This is a genomic window from Bacillus sp. MM09(2025), assembly GCF_050496725.1.
Lineage (GTDB): Bacteria > Bacillota > Bacilli > Bacillales > Bacillaceae > Bacillus > Bacillus pumilus.
Window position 1 is genome coordinate 207,297 of sequence record NZ_JBNWEN010000003.1, and the last position, 15,287, is coordinate 222,583.

Annotated in this window: 14 protein-coding genes and 1 other annotated feature; of the genes, 10 read left to right on the forward strand and 4 right to left on the reverse strand. The window is 42.2% G+C overall.

Annotated elements, in window-relative coordinates:
* Positions 1–23: 23 nt before the first annotated feature.
* The 3 genes from celB to ACQYAC_RS05285 all read left to right on the forward strand — a co-directional run bounded on the left by celB (position 24) and on the right by ACQYAC_RS05285 (position 3,636).
* Positions 24–1,370: a PTS cellobiose transporter subunit IIC gene (celB, locus tag ACQYAC_RS05275; RefSeq protein ID WP_012010487.1), complete on the forward strand. Its 1,347-nt coding sequence runs from the start codon at positions 24–26 to the stop codon at positions 1,368–1,370.
* Positions 1,354–2,760, forward strand: coding sequence for a glycoside hydrolase family 1 protein (locus tag ACQYAC_RS05280; protein ID WP_429942865.1), 1,407 nt, complete (start codon positions 1,354–1,356; stop codon positions 2,758–2,760). The genes celB and ACQYAC_RS05280 overlap by 17 nt, the downstream gene beginning before the upstream one ends.
* 153 nt (positions 2,761–2,913) lie before the next feature.
* Positions 2,914–3,636, forward strand: a complete 723-nt coding sequence (locus tag ACQYAC_RS05285) for a GntR family transcriptional regulator (protein WP_003215808.1) — start codon at positions 2,914–2,916, stop codon at positions 3,634–3,636.
* 46 nt (positions 3,637–3,682) lie between these two features.
* On the opposite strand, the gene zwf is transcribed toward ACQYAC_RS05285, so the two are convergent.
* Positions 3,683–5,158 (reverse strand): glucose-6-phosphate dehydrogenase, encoded by a 1,476-nt coding sequence (gene zwf, locus ACQYAC_RS05290; protein WP_058014740.1) that lies wholly within the window; start codon positions 5,156–5,158, stop codon positions 3,683–3,685.
* Positions 5,159–5,379: 221 nt separating this feature from the next.
* Here zwf and rnz point away from each other — a divergent pair, with 221 nt between their 5' ends.
* Both rnz and ACQYAC_RS05300 read left to right on the forward strand, forming a co-directional pair.
* Positions 5,380–6,309: a ribonuclease Z gene (gene rnz / locus ACQYAC_RS05295; protein ID WP_429942866.1), complete on the forward strand. Its 930-nt coding sequence runs from the start codon at positions 5,380–5,382 to the stop codon at positions 6,307–6,309.
* 139 nt (positions 6,310–6,448) lie between these two features.
* Complete coding sequence (locus ACQYAC_RS05300) at positions 6,449–7,756, forward strand: aminotransferase class I/II-fold pyridoxal phosphate-dependent enzyme (protein WP_050943801.1); 1,308 nt, start codon at positions 6,449–6,451, stop codon at positions 7,754–7,756.
* 45 nt (positions 7,757–7,801) lie between these two features.
* Here the strand turns inward: ACQYAC_RS05300 and ACQYAC_RS05305 are convergent, their stop codons facing one another.
* Together ACQYAC_RS05305 and namA are read right to left on the reverse strand one after the other, a co-directional pair.
* On the reverse strand, positions 7,802–8,566 hold the full coding sequence (locus ACQYAC_RS05305) for an alpha/beta fold hydrolase (RefSeq protein ID WP_306010844.1): 765 nt from the start codon (positions 8,564–8,566) through the stop codon (positions 7,802–7,804).
* Positions 8,567–8,685: 119 nt separating this feature from the next.
* Positions 8,686–9,702, reverse strand: coding sequence for an NADPH dehydrogenase NamA (namA, locus tag ACQYAC_RS05310; RefSeq protein ID WP_429942867.1), 1,017 nt, complete (start codon positions 9,700–9,702; stop codon positions 8,686–8,688).
* A 140-nt stretch (positions 9,703–9,842) separates the two neighbouring features.
* Between namA and ACQYAC_RS05315 the strand changes: the two genes are divergently transcribed.
* The 3 genes from ACQYAC_RS05315 to ACQYAC_RS05325 all read left to right on the forward strand — a co-directional run bounded on the left by ACQYAC_RS05315 (position 9,843) and on the right by ACQYAC_RS05325 (position 12,224).
* A complete protein-coding gene (locus ACQYAC_RS05315; RefSeq protein ID WP_058014743.1) occupies positions 9,843–11,456 on the forward strand; it encodes a M20/M25/M40 family metallo-hydrolase in 1,614 nt (537 codons plus the stop codon).
* Positions 11,457–11,586: 130 nt separating this feature from the next.
* On the forward strand, positions 11,587–12,075 hold the full coding sequence (locus ACQYAC_RS05320) for a DinB family protein (protein ID WP_058014744.1): 489 nt from the start codon (positions 11,587–11,589) through the stop codon (positions 12,073–12,075).
* Between the two features lie 14 nt (positions 12,076–12,089).
* The gene (locus ACQYAC_RS05325) at positions 12,090–12,224 is read left to right on the forward strand and encodes a hypothetical protein (protein ID WP_257474626.1); all 135 of its coding nucleotides are present in this window, start codon (positions 12,090–12,092) and stop codon (positions 12,222–12,224) included.
* Between the two features lie 48 nt (positions 12,225–12,272).
* Here ACQYAC_RS05325 and proC read toward each other — a convergent pair whose 3' ends face one another.
* A complete protein-coding gene (proC, locus tag ACQYAC_RS05330; protein WP_429942868.1) occupies positions 12,273–13,100 on the reverse strand; it encodes a pyrroline-5-carboxylate reductase in 828 nt (275 codons plus the stop codon).
* Between the two features lie 41 nt (positions 13,101–13,141).
* Positions 13,142–13,353: a binding site (T-box leader), on the reverse strand.
* A 169-nt stretch (positions 13,354–13,522) separates the two neighbouring features.
* Here proC and ACQYAC_RS05335 point away from each other — a divergent pair.
* Complete coding sequence (locus ACQYAC_RS05335) at positions 13,523–14,473, forward strand: MBL fold metallo-hydrolase (RefSeq protein ID WP_268466017.1); 951 nt, start codon at positions 13,523–13,525, stop codon at positions 14,471–14,473.
* A gap of 12 nt (positions 14,474–14,485) precedes the next feature.
* The gene (locus ACQYAC_RS05340) at positions 14,486–15,262 is read left to right on the forward strand and encodes an SDR family NAD(P)-dependent oxidoreductase (protein WP_180310553.1); all 777 of its coding nucleotides are present in this window, start codon (positions 14,486–14,488) and stop codon (positions 15,260–15,262) included.
* Positions 15,263–15,287: the final 25 nt, after the last annotated feature.

The window sequence follows — 15,287 nt, forward strand, 5'->3', positions numbered from 1 at the left end:
GTGTAAACAAGGGGGGGAAACCAATGTTTGATAAAATAAGTGCCATTTTGGTTCCGATTGCTGGGAGACTGAACAATAACCGCTATTTAGGTGTATTACGGGATGCCTTTATGCTTGCGTTCCCGCTTACTATTTTTGGTTCCATAATGGTTGTGCTAATGAATTTGCCATTTTTAGATAAAATCATGAGTCAAACCGCACTGGAAGGTGTCCAGTCTGCACTGAATATCGCGCCAAGTGCGACCATCAGCATTATGAGTGTGTTTGTTGTATTTGGGATTGGCTACTATTTATCGAAAAGCTATGATGTAGAAGCTGTCTTTGGCGGCGTGATTGCTTTAGCCTCTTTTCTACTTCTAACGCCATTTTTACTAGAACAAGAAGGCGGTGCATCTATTGCAGGCGTGATCCCAGTCGATCGTTTAGGAGCAAAGGGAATGTTCCTTGGGATGATCACAGGCTTTTTGTCTGCTGAAATTTATCGTTATTTTGTCCAAAAGAAATTTGTCATTAATATGCCGCAAGGGGTTCCGCCAGCTGTTTCAAAGTCTTTTGCTGCACTGATCCCGGCTACTTTGACACTCACAACCTTTTTACTGATCAATATCATCATTACACAAGGCTTCAAAACAAACATGCATGACTTGATTTATCATGCGATTCAGGCACCGCTTGTCGGACTTGGAAGCGGTATCATTCCTACCTTGATCGCTGTTTTCTTTATACAAATTCTTTGGTTCTTTGGGCTTCACGGCCAAATTATTATCAACTCTGTCATGGACCCCATTTGGAATACGTTGTCCATTCAAAACCTAGAGAGCTATACAAAAACTGGTGAGGTTCCAAATATCATCAGCAAGCAGTTTATCGAAATTTATACGGTTGGCATGGGCGGAACCGGTATGACGCTAGCTGTCGTGTTTACGATTTTAATTTTCCTGAAAAGTAAGCAATTAAAACAGGTAGCAAAGCTAGGCTTAGGACCAGGATTATTTAACGTCAATGAACCGATTATTTTCGGCTTACCGATTGTCATGAACCCGCTTATTCTTATTCCATGGATTTTGGCGCCAATGGTCATTACATGTATTTCTTATTTTGCGATGGCATCAGGCATTGTACCACCGCCGACTGGCGTGAATATTCCTTGGACGGTGCCGATCTTTATAAGCGGAATCATGGCAACCAATTCACTAGCTGGCGGGCTTCTTCAGCTGTTTAACCTGATGATCGTGTTTGTCATTTGGTTCCCGTTCCTGAAGTTTATTGACCGTATGAATGTGAAAAATGAAAAAATAACCACAACGGAAAAAACAAAAACAACCAACATCAAAGGTGAAGGAGACTCAATACATGTCGATGGAAAATAACAAGCAAATATATACATTTCCGGAAGGTTTCTGGTGGGGATCTTCTGCCTCTGCCACGCAAACAGAAGGAAGCGTTCCTGGTGATGGAAAAGGACCGAATATTTGGGATCATTGGTTTGAGCAAGAGCCGACTCGTTTTTTTGATGGCGTTGGACCGAACGTGACATCTCAATTTTACCGAAAATATAAAGAGGATATTCGTTTGATGAAAGAAATTGGGCACAATTCATTCCGGTTGTCCATTTCATGGTCACGTCTCTTGCCTGAAGGGACAGGTGCGGTCAATGAAGAAGCAGTATCTTTTTACAATGATGTGATCAACGAATTGATTGCACAAGATATTGAGCCGTTTGTGAACCTGTACCATTTCGATATGCCAATGGCACTTCAGGAAAAAGGCGGCTGGGTCAACAGACAGGTAGTAGATGATTATGTGAGCTATGCAGAATTGTGCTTTCAATTATTTGGCGACCGGGTGAAAAAATGGTTTACCCATAATGAACCGATCGTTCCTGTAGAGGGCGGATATATGTATAGCTTTCATTATCCAAACGAAGTTGATTTCCAAAAGGCTGTACAGGTCGGTTATCATGAACTTTTATCAAATGCGAAGGCGATTGCGGCTTATAAAAAGCTGAAGCAAGGCGGTAAGATTGGCATCATCCTTAATCTTACCCCATCTTATCCGAGAAGCCAGAATTCGTGCGATGTAGAAGCAGCTGAGATGGCGGATGCTTTCTTTAACCGTTCCTTCCTAGATCCTGCGGTGAAGGGACATTTCCCAGAGAAACTAGTAGAGGTCTTAAAGAAAGAAGGCTTTATGCCGAGTATGGAAGAAGGAGACCTTGAGCTCATTCAAGAGAATACCGTCGATCTCCTTGGAATCAACTATTATCAGCCAAGAAGAGTGAAAGCGAAAGAGCATATGCCGCATCCAAATGCCCCATTTATGCCAAATCATTATTTTGATGCATTTGACATGCCGGGAAGAAAAATGAATGTGTATCGTGGCTGGGAAATCTATGAAAAAGGCATTTATGATATATTGAAAAAAGTCCAAACAGACTATGATAATATTGAATGTTTTATTTCTGAAAATGGAATGGGTGTTGAAGGAGAAGAGCGGTTTAAGGATGAAGAAGGAATGATTCATGACGATTACCGCATTGACTTTATTTCAGAGCATCTGAAATGGGTGCATCAAGCCATTCAAGAAGGAAGTAATGTAAAAGGCTATCATCTGTGGACCTTTATGGATAACTGGTCATGGTCGAATGCCTATAAGAATCGCTATGGATTTGTCTCAGTTGATCTTCAAGAAGACGGAAAACGTACGATTAAGAAAAGTGGATACTGGTTTCAATCGGTATCAGAAAATAACGGTTTTTAATCAAGATACTTGCTCTTTCCTTGAAAAGGGCAAGTATTTTTCTTATGTGACGGTAAATGGATGAAACAAAAATGGCTGGTACCTTTTAAGCTCACTAGGCTTAGTGTAGAATGAGAGGAAGCTATGAAAAAACAAGTCAGTTGGTGGTGTGAGATGAAAAAGTACGAACTCATTTCAGAAGAAATCAGAAAACGAATAGGAACAGCATATTATCCAGAAGATCAACCCATTCCAGATGAAAACTCGCTTGCCGCTGAATTTCAATGCAGCCGAATGACGATGAAGCGTGCGCTCGATCTTCTCGTAGCAGAAGGTCTCCTCTTTAGAAAAAGAGGTCACGGTACATTTATTGTGAAGGCAGCTCTCAATCAAGGGGCAATCAATGTGTCAGGACATGAAAATAAAGGGTTCACAAAAGTCATGGCGGATAAAAACGTCACGACGCAAATCATTCACTTTGATGTCCATTTTCCAAGCAAAGAGGTGGCAGCCCACCTATCCATAGACTCCACCACACCCATTTATGACATCATCCGTCTCCGTCTTGTGGACGAGGAGCCATACGTATTAGAAAAAACGTTTATGCCCGTCAATCTTATTAAGGGAATAGATGAAGAGGTTTTATTGGGATCCATCTATGGCTACATATCAAATGATTTGAATTTAAAAGTGGCAGGCGCGCATAAGAAAATTAGAGCGGCTAAATCAGACGAGCTAGACCAGCAATATTTAGGCTGTGACCCAACGGATCCTGTGCTAGAGGTCGAACAGGTTGCTTATTTAAACACAGGCCGGCCGTTTGAGTACTCCTTTAGTCATCATCGCTATGATAAGTTCGACTTTTCAACGGTTGAAATTACGAAAACAGGACGTTAAAAAAAGAGCAGAACCCCCAAGGGAGACTGCTCTTTTTTATATCATTTTATATATTCCACCAATGATACCCATCTTTTTCTAGAAGCTGATCGGCTTCTTTCGGTCCCATAGAACCAGCAGGATAATTTGGTTTTAATGTTTTGTTTTCTGCCCATTTTTCAGAAATCGGATCAACAAAGTTCCAAGAAAGCGCCACTTCATCCCAGTGAGCAAAGTTCGTAGCATCACCCAGCAAGCAGTCATGAATCAGCTTTTCATATGCTTCTGGTGTATTCATGATGTCATTATGGTTTGTTTGGTAGTCGAGCTTAATCGGCTTTGCAAATGTACCGCCATCAAGCTTGCGAGCGTTCAGGTGAAGGGTAATGCCTTCATCTGGCTGAATATGAATGACGAGTAAGTTCGGATGCATGGAATTTCCGTTACCATAGTACAGGTTCATTGGAATGTCTTTAAATTGAACAACGATTTGAGTAGATTTCTTTTCTAAACGTTTTCCAGTACGAATGTAAAATGGCACGCCGGCCCATCTAAAGTTATCGATGAGCAGCTTCCCTGCAACGAATGTTTCCGTGTTTGAGTTCGGGTCAACATTTTGCTCTTCAAGATATGAAGGAACCATGCCGCCATCAACCGTACCAGCATCATACTGTCCGCGGACAAAGAATTGATCGACCTCATCTTTAGAGAAAGGACGAAGAGCGCGTAATGCTTTCCGTTTTTCGCTGCGGATTTCCTCGGTATTCAGCTTAATTGGCGGCTCCATTGCTAAAAGTGCAACCATTTGAAGCATATGGTTTTGGACCATATCTCTTAGAGCACCTGAACTTTCGTAATAGCGGGCCCGGTCTTCAACCCCTAATGACTCACTAGATGTAATTTGAATGTTTGAGATATATCGGTTTGTCCAAAGTGGTTCAAAGATGGCATTTGCAAAACGGATGACCTCAATGTTTTGAACCATTTGTTTACCGAGATAGTGGTCAATACGATAAATCTGATCTTCAGAGAATGCATCTCGAATTTCTTCATTTAACTTTTTCGCACTTGGCAAGTCATGGCCAAATGGTTTTTCGATGACAAGTCTTGACCAGCCAGTTGTTTTTGATACACCTTCACTTTTTAGGAACTTTGCAATCGTTCCGAAGAATTCCGGTGCCATCGCTAAATAGAACATCCGGTTGTTTGGGATACTGTACGTATCTTCAAGGCCTGTTAGAAGTGTGTTAAGCGATTGATAGGAAGCAGGGCTTGATACGTCAAAGTCGTGATAATAAAAATGTGAACTGAATTCCTCTATTTTCGCTTCTGCATCATCAGAAGAAACAGATTCTTTTACCACAGCTCTTAGATCCTCATGAGACCACGGACGGCGTCCAACACCGACCACGGCGAATTGATCGCCAAGTTTTCCGCTATGATAAAGTCTATGTATAGAAGGGTAGAGCTTGCGTTTGGCAAGATCTCCTGTTGCGCCAAAAATGACAATGACTGCTTTTGGATTGTTAGTTTCTGTATTCACGAAAAGTACCTCACTTTATTCGTAGCATTGTTGTAAAAACCGAGAATGTATGTACATTTTCTTTATTTTAAAGCTTCATTGTTCGTAAAGCAAACATTTGATTCGACTTTTTCTGCTCTCGTTTGACTTTTTTCGAAAATTCCGCTGAATTCACATTTACCTTGTCTTCATGTATTCTATATGAATAAAGATATTGTATACCGGCTTTAGGAGGAAAAGTAATGGAACTGCTCTTTTTAGGAACGGGTGCAGGCATTCCTGCGAAAACTAGAAACGTCACTTGCACTGCACTAAAGCTTTTAGAAGAAAGAAAAGCAGTGTGGCTTTTTGATTGCGGAGAAGCGACGCAGCATCAAATATTACATACAACGATTAAACCGAGAAAGATTGAGAAAATATTTATCACTCATATGCATGGTGATCATGTATACGGTCTCCCAGGACTGCTTGGGAGCAGATCCTTCCAAGGCGGAGAAGATGAACTAACGATCTATGGACCTAAGGGCATCAAAGCGTTTGTGAACGCAGCACTTTCAGCTACACAAACGCATTTGACATATCCGCTGCATATCATAGAGATAGATGAAGGGATCGTATTTGAAGATGATACCTTTCAAGTAGAAGCAAGAAGAGTATCTCACGGGATTCCAGCTTACGGCTATCGGGTAGTAGAAAAAGATGTACCAGGTGCATTAAAAGCCGAAGATCTAAAAGAAATCGGTGTAAAACCTGGACCTTTGTATCAGAAGTTAAAAAATGGTGAAACCGTGACACTCGAAGATGGAAGAATCATTGATGGAACCGATTATTTGGAACCCCCTAAAAAAGGGAGAATCGTTGCATTTTCAGGAGATACCCGTTTATGCGAGAATATAACAAGGCTTGCCAAGGATGCGGATGTGTTAGTCCATGAAGCAACATTCGGTAAAGAAGATGCTGAGCTAGCCTACAATTATTATCACAGCACGACAGAACAAGCAGCGAAAACAGCGCTGGAAGCGGGCGCAAAAAGATTAATTTTGACCCATATTAGTGCACGTTACCAGGGAGAAGAGGCACTAAAACAACTATTGAAAGAGGCACGCGATATATTCCCGCTGACAGAAGCTGCACAGGATTTCTCTTCTTTTTCCATTGACCGCACCCTGTAAAAATTGGATGAAACGTCAAAAAAAGTTGTGTGATTTTTTTGATATTTATAATGACTCTCTTTTTCAGGTAGTGGTAAAATGGTGAAGAAAAAACAAATGACGAATGAAACTATGAAGAATACGGGAGGCACAATCAAAGATGAGCGGTTTTACAGCGTTAAGTGAAGCAGAATTAAATGACCTATATGCAGCACTACAAAATGAGTACGAAACGTATAAAAGTAAAAACTTACACTTAGACATGTCTAGAGGAAAACCTTCACCAAAACAGCTCGATTTGTCTATGGGCATGCTCGATGTTGTGACATCAAAGGATGCGATGACGGCTGAAGATGGCACAGATGTGCGTAACTATGGCGGTTTGACAGGGCTTCCTGAAACGAAGACATTTTTTGCAGATGTGCTCAATCTGAAGCCAGAACAAATCATCATCGGCGGTAATTCCAGCCTGAATATGATGCACGATACCATTGCCCGTGCCATGACCCACGGTGTATATGACAGCAAAACACCTTGGGGAAAGCTGCCAAAGGTAAAATTCCTTGCACCAAGCCCAGGATATGACCGTCACTTTTCCATTTGTGAGCTATTTAACATAGAGATGATCACGGTAGATATGAAAGCTGATGGACCTGATATGGATCAGGTCGAAAAATTGGTCGCAGAGGATGAAGCGATTAAAGGCATTTGGTGTGTGCCAAAATATAGCAACCCAGATGGCATTACGTATTCAGATGAGGTGGTTGACCGCCTTGCTTCGATGAAAACAAAAGCAGACGACTTCCGCATTTTTTGGGATGATGCATACGCAGTCCATCACCTAACGGATACGCCTGATACGTTAAAAGATATTTTTCAAGCAGTAGAGGAAGCAGGGCACCCTAATCGTGTATTTATGTTTGCATCTACTTCTAAAATTACATTCCCAGGCTCAGGTATTGCACTCATGGCATCTAGCCCGGATAATGTGAGCTTCACTCAAAAACAATTATCGATTCAAACGATCGGACCAGACAAAATCAATCAATTAAGACACCTTCGTTTCTTCAAGAATCCAGAAGGCTTGAAGGAACATATGAGAAAACATGCAGCGATCATTAAGCCAAAGTTTGACCTCGTTCTTTCCATTCTTGATGAAACACTTGGCGGGAAGGACATTGCAGAATGGCACAAGCCAAATGGCGGATATTTTATTAGTTTAAATACACTTGATCATTGTGCAAAAGCTGTTGTGCAAAAGGCAAAAGAAGCTGGTGTGACCATGACAGGTGCAGGCGCGACTTATCCTTATGGAAAAGACCCGCTCGATCGTAACATTCGCATTGCACCAACGTTCCCATCACTTGAAGAACTAGAGCAAGCGATTGACATCTTTACATTATGTGTTCAGCTTGTCAGCATTGAAAAGCTGCTGTCTAAAAAAAGTCAGTCAGCTCCAACGGCATAAAGAAAAAAACTCCTTGACGCAAAACTAGTCAAGGAGTTTTTGTTTTTAATTGGCTGTTTGATAATAGGAAACAGGTTGTTTGGCTGCGCACCATACATCATAGATCGCAAGCTGCACAATATGCGGTTCATCATGATGAATATAGTGCGAGCTGTTCTGCGCTTGAATCCATCCACTTTGGGATGACAAAGACAGCATCCGTTTATGAAGTCTGAGCCATGCCTCGTGTGCTGGATGAAACAATCGGCTCTTACCTGATGAAATGACAAGGAGCGGCATCATCCCATAATGGGTTTGCTCCTCTTTCATTGTGCTGAGCATTTGCTGAAAATCCTCATGCGTACATTCTGCTGTAAACTGCGCCATATATGAGGTGCGTTCTTCCTTTGATAAAAGCGGCAGGATCACCTGCTCTTGCTCCTCACTTGCTGGGTCTAACAGCACCATGCCAATGACGTCATCCCCTCTGCGGCTTGCCCATAACCGGCTGACAAGAGAGCCAAATGAGTGAGCCACAATGAGAAAAGGCGGCTGGATATCGGCTTCTTTTAGCAGCGCATCTAAATCATCTGCAAGATCATGCAATGTTCTTCCTTCACTGCTCTCACTGCTTTTTCCATTTCCTAATCGATCATATAAGAAAACCCCAAGCTCAGGATCGATATCACGGGCCATATTCGACCACGTATCACCCGAAATGCCGTAGCCTGCTTCAAAGATAATGGTGGCTTGCCTTTTGCCCTGACGATGTTTTGTATAAAAATGATGTCCATCTATATGATACATTCTTTCAATCATTGCCGAGTTCATTCTTCCATCTCCTCTAAGTGGTTCTTTAGCTAAAAGACGGCACAAAAGGCAGATATGTTTCTCTTAAAAACAAAAAAGATGCCTATTTCAAAAAATAGACACCTTTTTCCTATGCATTTTTACCAAGCGCGGTCATATTGACGCGGGCTTTCGATGGATGTACGAAGCTCTTCAGCAGCTGTTTTTGGGAAGTATGGATCCCGTAAAAATTCTCTGCCTATCAAAATTAAGTCTGCACGCTGATTTCGTAAAATCTCCTCTGCCTGTACACCAGATGTGATCAGACCGACAGCACCTGTTTGAATACCGGCACCTGCTTTGATTTTTTCTGCGAAGGTCACTTGGTAGCCAGGGAATGTGCTGATTTTCGCCTGTATGACAGCGCCTGAGCTGACATCGATTAAGTCGACACCTTGTTCCTTCAGCCATGTAGCAATGCCAATGTAATCAGCAATATCAAGTCCTTTTGTCGTGTAATCAGAAGCCGACACACGGACAAATAATGGGCCGTCCCATACTTCATTGACTGCATCGACGACTTCTCTTAAGAAACGATAACGGTTCTCTGGTGAACCACCATAATCATCTGTTCGATGATTTGCCAGCGGTGAAAGGAATTCATTAATCAAATAGCCATGCGCCCCATGAATTTCAATGATGTCAAAGCCGGCCTTTTTTGCCCGGACTGCTGCATCCTGAAACGCCTGAACAGTATCTTTGATTTGATCGACGGACATCTGGACAGGGGTTTTAGACTGTTCATCAAATGGAATGCTAGATGGTGCTAGGATGTCACCATCTAGTTCAGCTTTACGTCCTGCATGAGCCAGCTGGATGGCTGTCTTGGTTCCGTATGCTTTGATTTGTTCATTTAATGAAGCGAAGCCTTCAATGTGCTCATCACTCCAAATTCCGAGGTCTTGATCACTAATTCTTCCCTCGGGGGAAACGGCACTTGCCTCCACCATGATCAGGCCAGCTTGACCTTGGGCACGGGAAATATAATGTGTAAAGTGGAAAGGCTGTAATTTCCCATCCCGATCATAGGATGAATACATACACATCGGGGACATTACGATGCGGTTTTTGAGCGTAACACCTTTTAATGTCCAAGGTGAAAAGAGTTTTGTTTCCAAATACCTTCGCCTCCTCATAGAATTGTATAGCCGATTATAACAGCCAATCAAACTTTCGTCATAAAAGGTGCTCAAAGAATATAGCTTTTATACACGTTTTTGTATAATGGAGAAATAGAGAAAGCAAAGGGGGAGAACGAATGAAATGGCAAACAGAGAGTGAACGAAAGGAACTGCTCACAGCTCTTATGCAGTATGAAAGCATATCGGGTACAACTGGAGAAGTTGCGTTAGCTGAATATTTATATTATTTACTGAGGGAGCGGCCTTATTACAAGCAGAATCCTGATCATTTGGCTTTGCATCCGATGAAAGATGGCCGGTATTATTTAACGGCGCTTGTAAAGCGCCGTTCTCTTTCTCGTACCGTTTTGCTGCTTAGTCATTTCGATGTTGTCGATACAGAAGATTACGGTGAATTTCAAAACATGGCATGCAAGCCAGAGGAGTTAATGGCGTCATTTTCTCAAAAAAGTGCGCTTCTCCCAAAAAGAGCAAGAGAAGATCTAGCTTCAGGTGACTGGTTGTTTGGAAGAGGTGCCATGGATATGAAGGCAGGTCTTACTGTACAGCTGTCTATGCTGGAAAGAGCGATGGCAGAGACATTTGATGGAAATGTCCTACTCGTCACAGTCCCAGATGAAGAAGTGAATTCTCAAGGAATGCTTGAAGCTGTTCCAAAACTAAAGGAGCTTAAGGAAAAGCATGACCTTGACTATACCGCGTGCTTAAACAGTGAGCCTATGTTTGAAAAGTATCCAGGTGATGAACATTATTATATGTATACAGGCAGTATAGGGAAGGTGCTGGCCGGATTTTTCTGCAAAGGAATTGAAACACATGTAGGAGAGCCGTTCTCAGGCTTAAATGCGAATTTTATGGTATCTGCATTAAATCGGCTGTTAGAGCTGAATAGTGATTATTGTGAGGAAGTAGATGGGGAAGTCACGCCGCCCCCAACTAACCTAATGCAAAAGGATTTAAAAGAAGCCTATTCCGTTCAAACACCTCACACAGCTGTTTCTTTATTTAATGTGCTGATGATGAATCGTTCAAGTGAAGAACTGCATGGGCTTCTTTATGACACGGCGAAACAAGCAGCAGACCAAATCGAAGCTGATCTCAAACAAAAAACAGCAGATTTTCAGCGCTTTAAACCATTTACACCGATTGATACGAGAATCACCGTTCTCACGTATCATGAGCTGTATCAAAAAGCTGCTGAACGCTCAGGTAAACAGGAGGTTGAACGCATTGTAAACTATGCGTTTGCCAATCGAGGTGAGCTTGGAGATCGTGATTTTTCAACCAAAATCGTCTCTGAGCTGACGACGCTTTGTAAGGAAGATGGGCCGCTCATTGTTCTATTTTATAGCCCGCCATTTTATCCAGCGGTTTCCTCAACGGAAGATCCGCATATCCAAGCAACCTTAAAGAGGATTCAAATTGAGGCGAAGAAGAGTTATGGTCTTGAAATAGAAGAAGTGAAATATTTTCCGGGATTGTCTGATTTAAGTTACTTACAGCTCGAAAAACAGGACGTAGGGCATTACACGACCAATATGCCGCTTTATCAGAAAGGCTATTCTTTACCGGAAGGAGAAAAGGGAGCACTTTACGTTCCAGTCATCAACGTGGGTCCATTAGGAAAGGACCCACACAAATGGACAGAGCGCCTGCACATCCCGTTCTCATTTGGCATTTTGCCAGAATTATTAGACTCAGCGATTCATGCTTTGTTAGAGAAAAAGTAAGTATATGATGAAGAGCCCTATCGTGATGATAGGGCTTTTTATTTTTAAATAAACGATCCGACGACTTAGATAAATAGAGTATGATAAAGAATATGACTTACATTTATTTGAAGAGGATGGTGAGAATGAAATGGAAACTGGAAAATTAACAAAAACAGAAATTACTACATCGCTTCAGGAAAGTATCCGTGAACTAGAACAGCTAGTGGGGACATGTGATGAGCACACACTAGATCAATCTTTGGGAGAGGGCAAGTGGTCGATCAAGCAAATTGCAGGGCATTTGTATGATACAGAAGAAGTCTGGTCAGAGCGAATAAAGCAAGCAATATCAAATGACCATACGCCTTTTCAATCGTATGATCCTGAAATGTATGTGAAGGAAAGAGCTTACGAAAGATTTAACGTACAGGAAATCAAAGCATTGATTAAAAGACTGAAAGAGAGAAGAAGCAAGACACTTCATCTATTAGAAAACGATACATGGGAGCAATCAGGTCTGCATCCTGAAGAAGGGGTGATGACAGTGCAAATATTAGCTGAAACGATCGCCTTACATGAACTACATCATCTCGATCAAATCAAAGCCATCATGTCAATGAGTGAATCATCTGCATGAGGAGGTGCTAATTAGTGAAGCATCAAGAATGGTTAATCGATATGAATTTTTATCAGGCACGTAATTCTTTATTAGAACAAGCCATTTCTAAAAAAGCACCGAAGTGTGAAACAGGCAGTTTGCATCAAGTTGCTAGTGAGAAAAAATAGATGCGTATGTCAAAAAGCACCTGTCATCAACACAGGTGCTTTTCTCTATCATTTATAAGTGCTTGCTGAAAACATTTCGTTTAATTCTGCTGCTCGTTTTGTTGCGGTTTTGACACAATCGACAACGGCTTCTTCAAATCGATAGGCAGCAAGTGTGTTCAGGCCGGCTTCTGTCGTTCCGCCCTCACTTGTGATTTCTTTGCGCAGTTCAGCAGGTTCTTTACCACTGCTTTGAAGCATGTTGGCGGCACCCGCAATCATTTGGCAGATGAGCAGCTTCGCTGTTGCTTGGTCCATCCCAAGTTCTGAAGCGCCTCGCTCCATTCCTTCAATCAAATGATAAATGAAGGCAGGACCGCTTCCTGCAATAGCTGTAACAGCATTAAGCTGTGATTCATCTAATACCGTCACATGACCGATCGTTTCAAACAGCTCGATTGCTTTATTCTTTTGATCCTCTGTCACTTCTTGACTGACAGAAATGCCTGTTGCTGATTGCTGAATGGCGGCTGATGTATTTGGCATCGCGCGAACCACCGCAGTCTTCTCGCCAGCATTGTGTTGGATCGTTTCAATTGAGATGCCTGCTAAAATAGAAATGATCAGCTGCCCTTGTAAATGAGGCCGAACTTCAGATATCCCGCTTTCAGCATCTTTCGGTTTTAAAGCAAATACGAGAATATCCGCTTCTTCATAAATAAAAGAACGAGAGAAATCCGTTTTGACCCCATAACGCACCTTTAATTCTTCTAGACGTTTTTCATTCGTTTTGTTTGTGACAATAATATCGTCGTTTGACATGATGCCGCTTTTTAATAAACCTTTCATCATCGACTCTGCCATTGAGCCTGCACCAATAAATCCAATTTTACTCATAAGCCGCTCCTCCTTGTAGAAAATAAAAAAACCTCTCGCCTGAAAAGGACGAAAGGTTTTTCGCGGTACCACCCTCAATTAGCATGCAAATATGCATACTCAGCTCTAGTCCCTTAACGCGGGAAACGTTTAGGTTTGCCTAACAGCTCAAAGGGCAGGTTCAGCAAATAAGAGGATGGTGAGGTCTTACAGCCGGCGGACCTCACTCTCTTGCATCATTATTTTGCTTACTAATCCTTGTCATCACGCATTTTATATTTGTTGTTCATTATGCAACGATGGACAAGTTTGTGTCAATAGGGACAGATAAAAAAATTGACCGCCTAAACCGCATGACAGTCTGCCCTTTGCAGGATACAATGAATAAAGAAGACGAAGTGACAATGAATCATGAGTCAAAAAGCAGGAGATGACATAAAAAAGTGAAAGAAGACATCATTCAATTATCTATCCCGACCCCTTTTGCTGTTGGGGATGTACATGCATATATTTTAAAAGGAGAAGCTGTGACTTTAGTGGACTGCGGGCCGATGACAGAAGAGGCGGAGCACGCCTTTGTCACGCAATTACATGAGCATCGTTTATCAATTGACGATATTGATCAAGTGGTGTTGACCCATCATCATGCAGATCATGTCGGTCTTTTAAATCTGATGAAGCCTCATGTTCGTGTGATCGGACATGAGGTAAATGAGCCGTATATTAGCCAGGACCCTGTGTTTAAAGAGCATCAAATTGCTTTTACGAAACACTTTTTTCAGCAGTTAGGTGTGCCGCTTCGCCCTGATGAGTGTGAAAGAATCGTGAAGCAATCTTATACATATTCCTGTACTGCACATGTAGATGACGTCATCAAAGAAGGCGATCGGTTGAAAGGGCATGAACATTTTTTCGTCATGGAAACACCGGGACATGCACAATCTCATCTTTCCTTTCTAGATGAAACAACGGGCCACTTCATTGGTGGAGACCTTCTTTTGACGACTATTTCCTCAAACCCGTTAATGGAAGCGCCGTATGAAGGGGAGGAACGCCAAAAATCGCTGCTTCAATATAAAGCATCACTCAATCGATTACTTCATCTGCCGATCAAGACGATTTATCCAGGACACGGGCAGCTCATCACGTCTCATCATGAATTGATCGAAGAAAGATTTAAGAAACAAGAAAAACGGGCAAATGCGATGTATCAGCTGCTTAAACGAAAAGAAATGACTGCCTTTCATCTTTGCCGCAAGCTATTTCCAGTGCTGTATGAAGAGGCCTTGTTTTTAACGATGTCAGAGACTGTTGGGCAGCTGGATGTCCTCTTAGAAGCTGGACAAATTGAAGAAGTGCAAAAAGATGGAATTCTCTATTACAGGGCAAACTAAGGAGTGAAACGCATGGGGCGATTAACAGGAAAGAGAATATGGATTACAGGCGCATCTGGCGGCATTGGTGAAAAAATGGCGTACTTGGCAGCAGCAGAAGGCGCAGAGATCATTATTTCAGCAAGACGAATTGAAAAGCTGGTGGGTGTAAAAGAAAAGATTATGAGTGCTGGCGGGGTGTGTCACATCGTGGAGCTAGATGTCAGTCATCTTGAGGACATTGATCGCGCATATAAAGAAGTGGGGGCTGTTGACATTTTGGTGAACAATGCCGGTTTTGGTGCGTTTGATCTCGTTGAAGATGCCTCCATTGAGGAAATGGTGTCGATGTTTGAAGTAAACGTGTTTGGTTTAATCGCCTGCACGAAAAAGGTCATTCCAGAGATGAAACAAAGAGGACACGGACATATTATCAATATTGCCTCTCAGGCAGGAAAGATTGCCACCCCGAAATCAGCCATTTATTCTGCATCCAAGCATGCCGTCCTTGGCTTTTCAAACAGCCTCAGAATGGAGCTGTCAGACATCGGCATTCACGTCACCACAGTGAATCCAGGCCCGATTGCCACTGACTTCTTTACCATCGCCGATCGCAGCGGTGAATATGTGAAGAATGTTGAATTCATGATGCTTAGTGCGGACAAGGTGGCGGGGAAGGTCGTATCCGCTATGATGACGAAAAAAAGAGAGATTAATCTGCCTGGATGGATGAACACTGGCAGTAAATTGTATCAATTATTCCCATTTTTATTTGAAAAAGCAGCACGCAAAGCGATGATGAAAAAATAATAAAAAAGAAACCGGTCGTGAACTG

Bases quoted from the DNA above. Each gene is read 5' to 3' on its own strand.
- celB (WP_012010487.1), top strand. From the start codon at position 24: ATGTTTGATAAAATAAGTGCCATTTTGGTTCCGATTGCTGGGAGACTG.
- ACQYAC_RS05280 (WP_429942865.1), top strand. From the start codon at position 1,354: ATGTCGATGGAAAATAACAAGCAAATATATACATTTCCGGAAGGTTTC.
- ACQYAC_RS05285 (WP_003215808.1), top strand. From the start codon at position 2,914: ATGAAAAAGTACGAACTCATTTCAGAAGAAATCAGAAAACGAATAGGA.
- rnz (WP_429942866.1), top strand. From the start codon at position 5,380: ATGGAACTGCTCTTTTTAGGAACGGGTGCAGGCATTCCTGCGAAAACT.
- ACQYAC_RS05300 (WP_050943801.1), top strand. From the start codon at position 6,449: ATGAGCGGTTTTACAGCGTTAAGTGAAGCAGAATTAAATGACCTATAT.
- ACQYAC_RS05305 (WP_306010844.1), bottom strand. From the start codon at position 8,566: ATGAACTCGGCAATGATTGAAAGAATGTATCATATAGATGGACATCAT.
- ACQYAC_RS05315 (WP_058014743.1), top strand. From the start codon at position 9,843: ATGAAATGGCAAACAGAGAGTGAACGAAAGGAACTGCTCACAGCTCTT.
- ACQYAC_RS05320 (WP_058014744.1), top strand. From the start codon at position 11,587: ATGGAAACTGGAAAATTAACAAAAACAGAAATTACTACATCGCTTCAG.
- proC (WP_429942868.1), bottom strand. From the start codon at position 13,100: ATGAGTAAAATTGGATTTATTGGTGCAGGCTCAATGGCAGAGTCGATG.
- ACQYAC_RS05340 (WP_180310553.1), top strand. From the start codon at position 14,486: ATGGGGCGATTAACAGGAAAGAGAATATGGATTACAGGCGCATCTGGC.